The 14634-nt window shown below is 47.8% G+C and carries 7 protein-coding genes and 1 pseudogene; 5 read left to right on the plus strand and 3 right to left on the minus strand.

Annotated features, from left to right (window positions below):
* Positions 1–164: 164 nt before the first annotated feature.
* The gene (locus NDI52_RS33030) at positions 165–1109 is read left to right on the plus strand and encodes an AAA family ATPase (protein WP_348257050.1); all 945 of its coding nucleotides are present in this window, start codon (positions 165–167) and stop codon (positions 1107–1109) included.
* A 127-nt stretch (positions 1110–1236) separates the two neighbouring features.
* Here NDI52_RS33030 and NDI52_RS33035 read toward each other — a convergent pair whose 3' ends face one another.
* Positions 1237–5400, minus strand: coding sequence for a caspase family protein (locus NDI52_RS33035; RefSeq protein ID WP_348257051.1), 4164 nt, complete (start codon positions 5398–5400; stop codon positions 1237–1239).
* Positions 5401–5487: 87 nt separating this feature from the next.
* On the opposite strand from NDI52_RS33035, the gene NDI52_RS33040 reads away from it, so the two are divergent.
* On the plus strand, positions 5488–5877 hold the full coding sequence (locus NDI52_RS33040) for a CU044_2847 family protein (RefSeq protein WP_348257052.1): 390 nt from the start codon (positions 5488–5490) through the stop codon (positions 5875–5877).
* A gap of 121 nt (positions 5878–5998) precedes the next feature.
* Here NDI52_RS33040 and NDI52_RS33045 read toward each other — a convergent pair whose 3' ends face one another.
* Complete coding sequence (locus NDI52_RS33045; protein WP_348257053.1) at positions 5999–10201, minus strand: caspase family protein; 4203 nt, start codon at positions 10199–10201, stop codon at positions 5999–6001.
* Positions 10202–10282: 81 nt separating this feature from the next.
* Here NDI52_RS33045 and NDI52_RS33050 point away from each other — a divergent pair, with 81 nt between their 5' ends.
* From NDI52_RS33050 to NDI52_RS33060, 3 genes and pseudogenes are all read left to right on the plus strand, one after another.
* The gene (locus tag NDI52_RS33050; protein ID WP_348257054.1) at positions 10283–10423 is read left to right on the plus strand and encodes a hypothetical protein; all 141 of its coding nucleotides are present in this window, start codon (positions 10283–10285) and stop codon (positions 10421–10423) included.
* 157 nt (positions 10424–10580) lie between these two features.
* The gene (locus tag NDI52_RS33055) at positions 10581–11693 is read left to right on the plus strand and encodes a transposase (protein ID WP_348257055.1); all 1113 of its coding nucleotides are present in this window, start codon (positions 10581–10583) and stop codon (positions 11691–11693) included.
* 39 nt (positions 11694–11732) lie between these two features.
* Positions 11733–11888 (plus strand): annotated as a pseudogene (locus NDI52_RS33060) (CU044_2847 family protein); the annotation flags it as partial.
* Positions 11889–11892: 4 nt separating this feature from the next.
* Here the strand turns inward: NDI52_RS33060 and NDI52_RS33065 are convergent.
* Positions 11893–14523 (minus strand): caspase family protein, encoded by a 2631-nt coding sequence (locus NDI52_RS33065; protein ID WP_348257056.1) that lies wholly within the window; start codon positions 14521–14523, stop codon positions 11893–11895.
* Positions 14524–14634 lie beyond the last annotated feature (111 nt).

Genomic DNA, 14634 nt, shown 5'->3' on the forward strand with positions numbered 1-14634 from the left:
GCTTGTCATTTCGATCCCAAATTGTCGTTGCGATCCTAAATTGTCGTTGCGCTCTATATCTCTAACCCGTCAAATCTGCTGTCGCGACACCTCAACCCGCTTGACATTTGATAGAGGGGTGCTTTCCATGCTGAAAAGTCATTACATGTTGGGAACCTCAAACCATGAGATTGGGCAACACAACGGTCATCAGCGTCATTAACCTCAAAGGGGGAGTCGGCAAAACAACCGCTGCAGTTAATATCGCTGCAACACTTGCCAAACGGCAATTTCAAGTTGGTAGCGTAATGAAACCTGCCAAGGTGTTACTCATCGACCTAGACCCTCAAAGCAATGCATCCCTGACCCTTCTAGACGAAGAAACCTACAACTCTAGCAAGACAATCGTTAATTTATTTCGACACGAATTTGGCAGGGATGATACAGAAGAAACCTATGATCTGGATGAAATTCGCGTTACCCCGCTTCCTGACCTCAACCTTGATCTAATCCCATCAGGTCTCGACTTATTTGATATTCAGGATGAACTAGCCAAGTTCCAACGCTATTATTTGAGCGCCACAGATATTCTGTTCAATGCCCTCAATAAACTTCGAGAGACTGATGAGAAAGCTTATACTCACATCATCATTGACTGCCCACCTAGCATTGGTCTGGTTACCCTAAACGGATTGTCTTTAAGCCGCTATTACATTGTTCCAACGTTGCTGGATGCATATTCTCATTGGGGCTTGAACAAAATTATCGAGCGCGTCAATACTCTCAAACGTTGCAAGGCAAGTTGTGCCGTTGAACTGCTTGGAATTCTGTTTTCTAGAGTAGATAAAACAGCAAACCTTGAGAATGATCGATGGGAGAAAGAATTTAAGAATTGGGAAAAGAAAGCTTATTATTTCCTGAAGGAACAGTACAAAAGCTCATCTGTACCTTTGGCTTTCTCAACACAGATTTCAAATGCTGATGTCATTCGCAAAGCACAATCTGAACATTGTCCTCTCATTTCATACCAACCTCTCAATGGCAATATCAGACTTGCAAAAGAACGTCATCAGAAGGAATGGGACACCCTTGTCCAAGAAATTCTTGAAAGGCTCCGCTATAAAAAATAGAACAGTATTAGTAGGTGGGTTTAGAAAAACTCTCTACATCGCAAAATACAAATTCTATTAAATCTTTTGTGCTGTATGAGCTAAATTTTGTTGTGGAGAGGTGAACATCTAACCAACACTTAATTCTTCATTTAGTGCTTTTTTCCTTTGACCAAACATGCTTCTCGCACACCTCACAGGCTATCTTTACTTCTTCGGTATGTATGTTTCTGATGCATGGGTGATTGCGAATACGGTTACAACATGTTGTCAGCCAATCATGCCAATTTCCTCCTCTCCATAGTCGAATAGTACAATCTTCACTACCACTAGCAATAGTTTTGCCATCAGGGCTAAAAGCGACTGATTTAACTGCGGATTTATGACCTAGGAATGGTTGTCCAATGGATGTGCCATCTAAACTCCAGAGACGAACGGTACCATCGTCACCCCCACTAATGATGTTTTTTGCATCGGGACTAAATCTAACTGAGCGCACACCACCTGTATGACCCCAAAAAGTTTTTCCAATAGCTTTACCATCTAGACTCAAAAGCTGGATAGTGCCTTCATTCCCACCACAAGCAATAGTTTTGCCGTCTGGGCTGAGCGCGATTGAACAGAAGAAGTCTTTCCTCAAGCGAAAAGCTTCTCCAACAGCGGTGCCATCTAGACTCCAGAGACGAAGTGTACAGGAAAAATCAATTGAAATTATGCTTTTGCCATCCTCACTAAAGGCTACAAACCAAACAATTGCTCCAACTTGAAAGGGCTGCCTGATAGGTGTTCCACTTAAATCCCATAAGCGAATGGTACCATCATCGCTACCACTAACAATAGTTTGGCCATCAGGGCTAAATGTAATTGCTCTAATGTGGCTCTTATGACCTTGAAAGAATAAGTTACTAAATGCTCCATCTAGACTACATAAGCAAATAGTATGGTCAGCGCTACCAGAAGCAATAGCTTTGCCATTTGGACTAAAAGCTATAGACCAGACAGGACCTTCATGCGTGTGGAGTAAGTATTCAGGTTCTGTTCCACTTAAAGACCAAAGGCCAATACTACGGCCACACCCGAATCCGATAGCTTTACCATTAGGGCTAAATTCTACTGACGAAAAAGCAGCGGAATCTTTCATTAACTGCCCGATGCGTATGCCCCAAGTATCCCAGAGTCGGATAGTGTGATCAGCACTTCCTGAAACAACAGTCTTGCCATTTGGGCTAAATGTCACTGCAAAGATATATGAACCATGATCTTGAAAAGGAGGTTCAATAAGCTCGCCATCTAAATCCCATAACCGGATGGTACAATCCAAACTACCTGATACAAGAGTTTTACCATCAGGACTAAATGCCACTGACATTACAGGGCGTTTATGACCTTGAAAGGGTTGTCCAATTATTTTTCCATCTAAATCCCATAGACAAACTGTGTGGTCATCGTTACCCGAAGCAAGAGTCTTACCATCAGGACTAAATACAACTGAATTAATAGAGTCTTTACATCCTTGAAAAGGATCACTTATGGGAATTCCCTCCAAATCCCATACGCGGATGGTGCAGTCAGTACTACTTGAAACGATGATTTCGCCATCAGGGCTAAATGCGACAGACGTAACCGAATTTTTGTGACCGTAAAAAGGTGGCTTAAAAGGTGTCCCATCTAGATTCCATAAACGGATGCTACGGTCGGCACTACCGGAAGCAATTATTTTGCCGTTAGGGCTGAAAGCGACTGATGTAATTCCATCTTCATGACCTTGAAAAGCTTTGCCAAGAGACATTCCGTCAAGGCTCCACAAACGTATAGTGCGGTCCGCACTGCCTGAAACGATAGTTTTGCCATCAGGACTAATGGCTATTGAAAAGATGTCCTCCTCATGTCCCTGGAAAGGTTGCCCAATAGGTGTTCCGTCTAGTTGCCATAAACACATAGTACGATTGATGCTTGCAATAATAGTCTTTCCATCGGGACTGATAACGACCGATGAAACAATGCCATTATGCTGCTCAAAACAGTTTATTTCACGGGCTAAAGTCATACCTTTGTGCAAAACATCTTGCACAATCCCTAGAGGTTCCTCCAATGGCTGAGCCTGTAAATTACGTCCGACTAGGGCAATAGCACGTACTAAAGTTTCACCAGTTCCCTGAATTTGTAGCACTGGTTGGAGGCGTCGGGACTGCTCTTGTAAAGAACCTTCTACCTTTGCCCATTCAAAGGCATCTGTTTGTTCCTGCTCGTACCGTTGACTAGCAGTATAGAATTTGTGCAGTGCTTCAGTAAAATAAGGCTCTAAGCCTCGCGCTTGTAGTAATAAACCTTTTGAAAGCAAGAAATTACTATTACGCTGATGGTGCTCCCATTCGCGGCGGGCATCTTCCATTCGGTCAATAAGACGGCGTACATCACGATCGCCCTCCCTCCATTCTGCAAATCGCTTCCACCCATCCATCAATGCTTCATGGGCCAGGTCAACATAGGATAGTGATTCCTCCTGGTACGTTACCAGGAGCCGTCCATCTACCAAATCTGCCAACACTATTTCAGCGATCGCCCGTATCTCAACATCCTCACCCGCCAAAGCTAACAAATCCGCTTTAGATTGCCGTTGGCGTGTATCACGATTCCCTTCCCCTGTCCGCACCAGTTTTAAGCACAACTGCTTAATCCAATCTTGCTCCTGGGCGCTACGGAATTGGGTAGGGTTAGGTTCACGCCAATCCTGATAGTCGTAAACGCGATCGCCATGATGATTTAAGGCCCCACCAATTCCCTGCAACTGTTCATAGTGAGCAAGGGTCAGTTGATGTCCTGCCTCGGTTGCCAAATCCCAGATATTTTGGAGCACAAATTGTAGAAGTGGGAGGCAGTTCTTCTCCTGGGCTACATCCCGTTTAATTAGGCTTAGAAGGGCAGGTTCTACTTTATACCCCTGATTCTGGGCAGGTTGAACGATGGCCTCCTCTAGTGCCTTACTCTCCAAGGGAGGAATCAAAACTGTATGTTGTTGTAGCTGCTGCGTCAGGTTGGCATAGTCTAGACAGGGTTCAAAGAAGTCTGCTCGCATGGTGATGACCACGGCTAACCGTGAGCCTTGAAGTTGAGTGATCAGGTTGATGAGCGATCGCCTCTCCTCCTCATCGGAACAAACGGTAAACGCTTCCTCAAACTGGTCTACCATCAGGAATACTCGCTCATCTCCTGGCAGCCGTTCTACTACGGCATCGAGAGAACCTGAAGCGATCGCTCTATAGACCTCTTGAATTTCTCTGGGCCGATGAAACTGCTTGGCAAATGTCCGCTGTAACTCACTTAAGGGTTCAAAACCCGGTTTAATTGGGTCTAATAGTCGCCATCCGGCATCCTTAGCCCAAGGCATTAGTCCGGCTCGAACCACCGATGATTTACCACTGCCAGATGGGCCAATGAGGGCAACAAAGGGCGATCGCTCCAATTCTTGCCGCAACATTTCCACCACAGGTTTACGCCCGAAGAAGAACTGTTGTGTTGCTTCCGTAAAGGGTTCTAAACCCTGGTAGGGGCAGGTTTCATCAATCTGGGCAGCCACGGACTTGCTGCGATGGCTAACTAGGGTAATGGCTCGACCTGTTCCCATGCGGATGGGTTCCTGGCCTGATTGCACCAGTTGTTGCCGGATGTAGTCGTAGAGGCGATCGCTTGTAACCTGCCCATTACTATCGGCATTCTCCGGCTGCAACCCATCAAGCAGTGCTCCTGTAAAAATGCTGTGGGGTTGGCGTTTGTAGGCGGCGGCCTCTTCAAAGGAACGGCAGGCTACAATCAGAAAATAGTCCTTGTCGATGGCGTTAAAGGCTGTGAGGCTGTGTTTGGCCAGAGACAACAACGCGCCACTGTGGCAGCAGTCGAGCAGCACAACGAGGCTACTGACCTTTGAGTCTTGTACCAATTCATTGAAGCTTTCAAAGCTATAGCCGTAAAGCTGCCCAACAATGCGAGTGCGAGTGCGCTTGTCGAATGTCACCTGGCAATCAGAGGTGGCAAAATAGGGTCGCTGCTTGCGTTGCCCTTCTTGCACAACAAACCCGTGCCCTGTGAAATAGATGAGTGCCTCGGCTCCAGCCGCTCTTTCATACAGCAGCTCAATTAATGCGCCTTCCAGAACTTCTCCGGTTACAGACTCCTGAAGCAAGCGGATATCCTGATAACCTCCACATTCCTCCAGACGCTGCTTAATGGTTGCGGCATCGAAGGCAGGCTTACTCAGTTCGGGAAGGCTTGTGTATTTGGAGATGCCAACGACCAGGGCATAGCGTGGAGCCATGAGGTTAAATTAGGTTGATGAATACGGAGAGATGAGGATTTAGCCAATAAGATAGCCTTAATTTCCCCAAAGTAGCCTAAATTAACCATGTCGGAAATCCAACCTGTTCTTCTGAAAAACGAAGATGGAACTACCTACACCATCTTTGTCGAATCTAAAACTCCTGTGGAAGTACCTGATACGCTCCCTCCAGCAGGATCGGTGGATGAAGATGACCGGGAATCCTACGGCATCACAGAAGACACCGTAGCCAAGCTCAAGGAGATACATGGAACAATTCGTGCGTATGCGTGGTACGCGATTGGGGCTTTCCAAAACTTTGGCGGGGCCGAAATTGAGGAAATGAACCTCAAGTTTGGCTTAAAAATCGGCGGAAAAACGGGGGTACCGATTGTTACAGAAGGTTCAGCGGAAGCGAATTTTGAGATTGAGGTGAAATGTAAGTTTCCGGAGAAGTCAAAGAAGCCTGGAGAATAAAACTCTCAGGAGAACGATGAGTCAAATTATTTGACTCATATACTTTTAGGGAGGAACGATCACCCAAATTATTTGGGTAGTTCGACGGTGGTGGAGCGATCGCCGCATAAGTGCTGCTTTTCTATGTCACATTTTCCTTTTGTGACCAAACATATTTTTCGCAAATCTCACAGATTAGTTCTGACTCTTCAGTTTGCGGATTTTGCATGTAAGGATGACATCGAATACGGTTACAGCAAATTGCTAGCCAATCCTTCCAGTCCCCAATTCTCCATAAATAAATTGTTGTATCTTCTCCACCACTGATAATTGTTTTACCGTCAGGGCTAAATGCCACTGAATAGACAGAACCTTCATGTCCTCTAAAGGACTTTATAGTCGAGTTAGTTCGTAAATCCCATAGGCGAATTGTGTTATCAGCACTGCTGCTGACAATTTGCTTACCATTTGGACTAAACCCTATCGAAAGAACCCAATCATTGTGTCCCACAAGGGGTTCTCCAAGCGGATCTCCGTCCAAAGTCCATAAACGAATAATGTTGTCTTGTCCTCCGCTAGCAATTATTTTCCCGTCAGAGCTAAACGCCACTGACATGACAGGATATTCATGTCCTACAAAAGTTTTCCAAATCGCTTGGCCCTGCAGGTTCCATAGCTGAACTAGGTGATCGAGACTTCCACTAACAATTCTTCTACCATCAGGACTAAATGCTATTGAACAGACAGTATCTTGATGTTTATCAAACGGTTGTCCAAATTCTTGACCAATAGCTTTTCCTTGCAAATCCCACAAACGAATAGTTGCCCTTTCACTACCACTAACAATTGTTTTACCGTCAGGGCTAAACGCTACTGAATAAATAAAATTACAAGTTCTAGATTCCTCAAACGGATGCCCAATGAGGTTTCCTTTCAAGTTCCATAAGCGAATTGTTCCATCCCGACTTCCACTAATAACCGTCTTGCCATCAGGGCTAAATGCTACTGAATAAACTCGATTCTCATGCCCGACAAATGGTTGTCCAAGTGGGTTTCCTTGTAAATCCCATAAGCGAACTGTAGTGTCTTCGCTGCCACTAGCAATTGTTCTGCCGTTAGGACTAAATGCTACTGAGTAAACTGCACCTTGATGTCCCGCAATTAATTGTTCAGGTAAAATATCATCTAAGCTCCACAAGCGGATTGTGTTGTCTTTGCTTCCGGAAATAAGACGTCTACCATCGGGAGTAAAGGCTACTGAACGGACAGCGGATTGATGACCCCGAAGTGGTTGTGTGATAGGTTCGCCATCTAAGCTCCATAAGCGAATCGTTTGGTCCTGGCTACCACTGGCAATAATCTTGCCGTCTGGAGAAAAAGTAACAGACCAAATCTCGTCCTGATGCGCCTGAAAAGGTTCGCCAATAGGGGTACCATTCAAATCCCACAGTCGAATCGTTTGGTCCTGTCCACCACTGGCAATTATCCTACCATTTGGAGAAAAAGCGACGGACCTAACAGAACCTCGATGGCCTACCAGGGGTTGACCAATAGGAGTACTGTCTAGTTTCCATAACAGAAGCAGGCCGTTGTTGCTGCCGCTGATTAGCATGCTGCCATCTGGGGAAAATGCCACAGTTCGAACGGCATCTTTATGACCTACCAGAGGTTGACCAATGGAAGTACCATCTAGTTTCCATAGCCGAATTGTATTATCGGAACTACCACTGGCAATGATCTGGCCATCGGGAGAAAAGGCAACGGACCAAACATAGTCTTGGTGGCCCACAAATGGCTTTCCAATGGGAGTACCATCCAAACTCCATAACCTAATCGTTTTATTAACACCTCCACTACAAATCAGCTTCCCATCCGTGGAAAAGGCTACTGAATTAATGGAGGATAAATCTTCCCGGAAGGGTTGACCTATAGGAGTACCATCCAAACTCCACGTACGAATTGTGTGGTCTGCACTACCTGAAATAATCCGCGTACCATCTGGGCTCATTGCAACCGCTCGGACGGCAGCCTCATGTCCCTCAAAGCAGTAACATTCACGAGCTAATTCGACAGCTTGATACAAAGCTCTTTGAATGCTGCTGAAAAGATGGTTATTGGTTTCCTCAAGATTTAGCTTGACCAATTGGAGGACAAGTGCCAAACCATCTAATGGGTTTTGCTGTAGAAGTTCAATTGCTTCTTGGGCTCTTGTATCTAAAGCCCCTTCCGATCGAGCCCATTGAACGGCTGATGCCTGTTCTCGTTCCTTATCTTTACTGAGTTGATAAAACTCCCGCAACGCAGAGGTCAGATAAGGCTGTAAATGTTCACTTTGTAGTTCAATTTGAACAGATAACCCTCTGGAGAGCAAGAAGTCAGGGTTACGTTGATGGTGTTCCCATTCGCGTCGGGCATCTTCCATTCGGTCAATTAGTCGCCTTGCATCCCGATCGCCCTCTCTCCATTCTGCAAATCGTTTCCACCCATCCATCAATGCTTCATGCGCCAGGTCAACATAGGCAAAAGTTGTTTCCTCCTGGTTTGTCACTAATAGCCGCGCATCTACCAAATCAGACAGGACGGTTTCAGCGATCGCCCTTGTTCCATCACCCTCACTCGCTAGGGCTAGCAGGTCTGCCTTAGTTTGTCGCTGTCGTGTATCACGATTGCTTTCCCCAGTGCGTACTAACTTCAAGCAAAGGCGCTTAATCCAGTCCTGCTCTTGGGCACTGCGAGGTTGCGTAGGGGTAGCTTCGCGCCAGTCTTGAAATTCGTAGACGCGATCGGCATGGCGATTTAAGGCTCCGGCGATTCCTTGCAACTGTTCATAGTTGTCGAGGGTAAGTTGATGGTCTGCCTGGTTTGCTGAATCCCAAAGGCTTTGGAGTGCAAACTGTAAGAGGGGAAGGCAGTTTTTCTCCTGGGCCACGTCCCGTTGAATAATGCGTAGCAGAGCAGGTTCTACACTATAGCCCTGCTTGTAGGCTGGACTGGCAATCGCCTCCTCCAATGCCTTCCCTTCTAAGGGCGGAATTAGGACGGTATGCTGCTGGAGCTGCTGTGTCAGGTTTGCATAGGCAAGACATGGTTCAAGAAAATCGGCCCGCATCGTGATCACCACGGCTAGCCGTGAGTTTTGAAACTGGGTGAGCAGATTGATGAGCGATTGCCTCTCCTCCTCATCGGAACAAACAGTGAATAACTCCTCGAACTGGTCTACGACCAACAACATTCGCTCCATTCCTGGCATCAATGCCACAACGGTATCGAGAGAACCGGAGGCGATCGCCTCATAGACTTGCTGAATCTCATCTCGTCTTCGGAACTGATTAGCAAAGGTTCGTTTCAGTTCACCAAGCGGTTCAAAGCCCGGTTTAATTGGGTCTAGTACCCGCCATCCCAATTCCCTGAGCCAGGGAATTAGCCCTGCTCGGACGACTGATGATTTGCCGCTTCCGGATGCACCAATGAGGGCAACAAAGGGCGATCGCTCTAATTCCTGCCGCAGCATTTCCACAACAGGCTTTCGTCCGAAGAAGAACTGTTGCGTTGCTTCAGTAAAAGGCTCTAAGCCTTGATAGGGGCATTTTTCATCTATTTGGGTGGCCGCTATCTGTTTACGGTAGCTGACTAACGTAACGGCTCCGCCAATGCCCATACTGATGGGTTCTTGTCCGCTACCTCGCAATTCTCGCTTAATGAATGCCGATAGACTGTCTCCTGTCACGTTGCCATCTTCATCCGCTTGTTGTTCCGATAATCCTTCCAGCAATGCTCCGGTGAAGATGCTGTGTTGCTCACGTTTCTTTGCGTAGGCTTGTTCAAATCCTCGACAAGCTGTGATCAGGTAATAATCTTGCCGTCCACTAAAAGCAGTCAAGGTACGTTCTACAACCTGGCGTTCCAAGAAGCCGCCGCTATGACAGCAGTCTAGTAGCATTACCAAGCTGCTCAGCTCGGATGCTCGGATCAGGTCGTTGAGGCTGGCGATCGCAATCCCCCGTTGCTGCTCGACCACCTGCTGTCCCTGGAGAGTTACGACACAATCGGATGTCGCCAGATATCCTTTCGGTTCACCCATTAGGGAATCGAGAACTGGAATACCGTGCCCTGTGAAGTAAAGAAGTGCATCATTACCCTTCGCTTGCTCCAACAAAAGCCGCCGTAGAGCCTCAATTAACCTGGTACTGGTGACTTCTCCCGTTAGTACTGCTATCTCCTGAAACGCTCCCTGTGCCCTAAAAATCGCAGCCACCGCCTCAGCATCCGTGACCGTTTTGCTAAGGGGTTTCAAGGGCGATTTGTACTGGGAAATGCCAATTATGAGGGCATAGCGTCGAGCCATGAAAGTAAATTAGGTAATGAATTTCCAGTGCATTGAGGCTTTAACAATACGATAGCCTTAAATTTCTCCAGTGATGGCGTTATGTCAAAAGTCCAAGCGATTTTGCTGGAAGGCAACGATAACACCATTTGCACCACCTTTGAGGCTGCTTTTGCAAAAGCAGAAAAGTTGATGGAATCATTCGCGTTTATGCCTGACGCGCGATTGGGGCTTTACTCCTAAGAAACACGCCTGTGTTTCTTTCATTTTTCACTGAGGGGAACCGCGCTGCGGCTCCCCTCAGTGAGAAGCTCACATCTTGCACCAGTACATCTGAACGGCTGTTCTTCGGCTCGCCAATATGAGAGAAAAGGGCGTGAAATCAACATGCTAAAGAACAGTGGAAACTATTCTTGTACACGCCCAAACGCTAGTCTACACGCTGGTCGGTCTCATGCCGACCGCCTACCAACGCGACAGTCTACAAACCTTGTTGGGACTCTTTCTTCAGGCGCAAGGCCATCCGCTTCCCCAATCGAGTTCGATTAAATCGGCCAGTGCCCTCAGTCGCTTCTTGAATCACTATGATTGGCCCACCCGTCATCTCATTCGGGTTCTGCGTCAACAGATTTTGCAACAATTACTGGCCTATCAACCTCTCGGTCGAAGACCCCACTTGCAAGTCATTATTGACCTAACCACCTTGGAAAAACGAGGTAAACTTAAGGCCTTTGGGCACTTGATTCACGTCCTACAAGGTAAGCGAGGACTACATCTAGTCGTCCTCTATCTCGTCGTAGGCAGCTTTCGAGTTCCCTTTGCCTTTCGGGTTTGGCGAGGTAAAGGCGCTCCCAGTCCCGCCCATCTAGCCCTCCGATTGCTCGATAATTTACCTCGAACGCGCACCCGTGCTTACCGAGTTCTGGTTTTAGCTGATGCCGCTTTTGGCAGCACAGAGTTTCTTTCCGGTCTGCGTAAACGTCGTCTTCATGGAATTGTGGGAGTACGTTGTGAACGCCGTCTGAGCGATGGTCGTCGGGTCGATTCTCTGTCTCATAAGGGTCAACAGGTGAGGTTAGAGGGCCTCTCCTTCCCGGTTACGATTTCCTGGCTGTATGTTGAGCGCAACGAAAAACTGGAAAAACGTTTTATGCTCTCCACCCGCCCCCTGAAGGGGAATACGATTACCTGGTGGGGCCGACGACGCTGGGCAATTGAAGGCTTCTTCAAAACCATCAAACATCGCTTTGGCCTGCATCGCTTTGGTCAGCAAAGCCTGGTGGGAGCCTACCGTTGGTTCGTGCTCTGTTTGGTGAGCTTCCTTTTAGCTCATTGGTGCTTCCTCTCACAAGCGTCTTGGGGCCTCCCAGATTGGGGAGCCTCAGCCCAACAAGCAATACAAATCTTGTTCCCCGAAGTTGCGATCTGTTTGGTTCTGGTCCAACTAGAGCGAATACGTTCACTGCTTCACTCCTTCGGTTTAGAGGTCATCCTGGCGGATGTAAGAACATGAAGCAGATGTACTGGTGCAAGATGTGAGTTTAGAAACTCTAGTGGTACGGAAATTGAAGAAATGAGCTTGAGGTTTGATTTGGAGATTGGTTGCAGGACGGGTATGCTCATTGCCACTGAAGGCTCTGCCGAGGCGAATTTTGAGATCTCTATTAAATGCAAGTTTCCAGAGCATCCAGAACAAACTAGAGATTAAGTTTCTAGCCGTCCAAGGCTTTTATCAACTTTTCCAACTCTGACAAGAGGTTAGGGTTATCTGACAAGAGGTTAGGGTTATATATTGCTATCTGCTGAAACTTTGAAGTTACTAACCGGACAGTTTCGTAAAGCTTAGCCTGACGCAGACCAATGGCACATTGGTTTGCCACCTGCTTCACCAACCGAATGTCATCTCTGGAGAAGCTGTAGAAGTGCTCCTTCACCAGCCACAAATCGCCCAAAACTCTCTGACTATAATGGATGGGGCAGGCCAACACAGCTACCCGTCCCTGCAATGAATTGGGAAAGATAGGGCAGAACTCGAATGCTAGGCCCTGCAGCAGTTGATTGTAGAGTTCTGGATAGTCCGTCATCTGCAATACTTTGCCCCAGGAGGTGTAGTTCACCCTGGCGTACTCGTAGTATATAGTTGAAGTTCCCTGCTCCAGGTCATATAGTGCGGCATTGCAGCAGTTCACATGGAGAGCGACTGCCAGTTCTTGCACTGCGTGTTGCAAAATTTGGCCTTCGTCCAGTGAATCACATACGCTATCTGTAATGCGCTTCAGTGTTGCCTCAAAGTCGAGCGCCAACTGTAGTTGTGCTGTACGAAGAGCTGCCTGATCAATACTAAGCTGGTATGCCGCTATCCGCTCTTTTTCATAAGCATTACTTTGCTGCCAGAAGGATTCGTCCTTACCAATATCCTGCAAGTATGGAATCAATACCTCCCACTTTTCCCGCACCGCTGCCAGCAAACCGCCCATCATCAAGTTGCGGTCTTTTTCCCCTGGGGCTAGGTCGGGGTTTTGCTGGTCTTTCTCCCATTCCAGCCTTGCCGCTTCCAACCGTTGGCTCAACCGTCGCAGTTCCCGACTCTCCTCACACCATGCTGCTAGCTGCTGCCACCCCAGGATTAACGCCTCATGGGCCAGGTCAACGCTATCCTGCTCTGAGACCAGCAACCGCCCTTTAATCAGGCTTTCCAGCACCAGGGTCATCTGCTGTTGTGCCGCTGGTGTGTCCCCTGCCAGTTCTAGTAAGGCAGCACGGGGTTGGCGTTGGCGTGTATCCTTTTCCCCCTCCTGAGAGCGTACTAAGCGCAGCAAAATCCCCCGTATCCAGCCATGCTCCTCTGGGGGGCGTTCCTGCGTCGGTGTCAGGTTAATCTCCCCCGTGTAGGGGTCGATGTAATCCCGGTAGCGATAAATCTGATCGGCATGGTCATTCAAAGCACCCGCCAGTTCACCAATGGTTTGATAGCCCTCCACCGTCAACTGGTGGTTTTGGTTATCCCGCAACTCCCACAGCTTTGTTAGCGCAAACTGCAACAGCGGCAAAAATCCTGGTTCCTTGCGGGTGTCCATAAGGATTGCCGCCAGAAGTTCAGAAGTCAAAGGATAGCCCTGCTTAGTAGCAGGGTTGGCAATTGCATCTGTCAAATCCGAACCTGTCAGCGGCGACAGATAAATCGCCTGGGTCTGAATCAAATCCTTCAGTGCTTGATGACGCAGGCAAGCCTCGACAAAATCTGCCCGCATCGTAATTACCACTGCCAAACGAGAGGTTGACAGCGCTGCCACCTGGGTAACCAGGTAAATGAACCGCGCCTGTTCTGCATCATCAAGGCAAACCGTAAACACCTCCTCAAATTGGTCCACCAGTAGCAGGAACCGAGCCGTATCCGGTAATTGCTCAATCAGGGGTTGCAATCCTTCCGGTGCTTTCCGCAGTAAATGAGCCAACTGCACCTTACCTGGTATCTGCCGTACCAATTCCTCCAGCGGCTTTCGCAATTGGGTCAGCGGTTCCTCCCCCGGTTTAATCGGCTCCAGCACCCTCCAGTTTGTGCCGCTTTGCTTTAACGCTGGGATCAATCCCGCCCGCACCAGCGACGACTTTCCACTGCCGGAAGCCCCAATCACTGCCACAAAATTCCGTGCCACAAAATTTTGCTGTTCCACTGCCGGTTCCAGTGCCCGCCACAACTTCTCCACATCTTTCCCACGCCCAAAGAAGAACGATGCCGTCTCCTCTGTAAATGCCTCCAAGCCTTGATAGGGGCAAGTCTCATCGAGGGCGTCCTCCTCCACAACTCCATAATTGACAATCGGAATCGCCCCACCCATTCCTAAAAAGATGGGTTCCTGCCCACTTCCCTTAAGTTCCTGTTCAATAAAGTCGAGTGCATTGAGAGCCGTTACCATTCCCTGTCTTGCATTTTCTCGCGCCAAACTTGCCAGTAACGCTCCGGTAAAGACACTATGGTTCTCGCGCTTCAGCGCATAGGACTCTTGCAAACTCCGACAGGCCGCAATCAGGAAATAGTTGCTCTTAGAAAATGTCAGCAGGCTTTTCTTAACCAGATCATCCTCAATCAAGAAACCACTATGGCAGCAGTCTAACAGCATCAGCAAACTGCTCAGGCTTGCTTCTTGAATCAATCCATTCAAATCATCAAAGGAAAAGCCCTCTTCCTGCGAGATAATTCGCTTTTCCTTGAACTTCACCTTGCACGTTGAAGTTGCCAGATAGCCCCGCTTCACAAATCGGCTCTCCTCCAGCGTGAAACCATGCCCTGTAAAGTAAATGAGAGCGTCCTGATTAGCAGCAAGCTTCAAGAATTTGGTCATACCGTTTTAATATGAAGCTGCGCCAAATAGGGCTTCGAGAATGAAATCGTAGGACGTCAATGACGCAACCCTTTCAGGGGAAATCTTGTCGAGTTCCGAGGTCAGGAGTTT

This window comes from Leptolyngbya sp. PL-A3 (assembly GCF_039962325.1).
Classification (GTDB): Bacteria; Cyanobacteriota; Cyanobacteriia; order Elainellales; family Elainellaceae; genus Vacuolonema.

Coding starts and splice junctions, on each gene's coding strand:
- NDI52_RS33065 (WP_348257056.1), bottom strand. CDS start 14,523: ATGACCAAATTCTTGAAGCTTGCTGCTAATCAGGACGCTCTCATTTAC.
- NDI52_RS33040 (WP_348257052.1), top strand. CDS start 5,488: ATGTCGGAAATCCAACCTGTTCTTCTGAAAAACGAAGATGGAACTACC.
- NDI52_RS33045 (WP_348257053.1), bottom strand. CDS start 10,201: ATGGCTCGACGCTATGCCCTCATAATTGGCATTTCCCAGTACAAATCG.
- NDI52_RS33050 (WP_348257054.1), top strand. CDS start 10,283: ATGTCAAAAGTCCAAGCGATTTTGCTGGAAGGCAACGATAACACCATT.
- NDI52_RS33035 (WP_348257051.1), bottom strand. CDS start 5,400: ATGGCTCCACGCTATGCCCTGGTCGTTGGCATCTCCAAATACACAAGC.
- NDI52_RS33030 (WP_348257050.1), top strand. CDS start 165: ATGAGATTGGGCAACACAACGGTCATCAGCGTCATTAACCTCAAAGGG.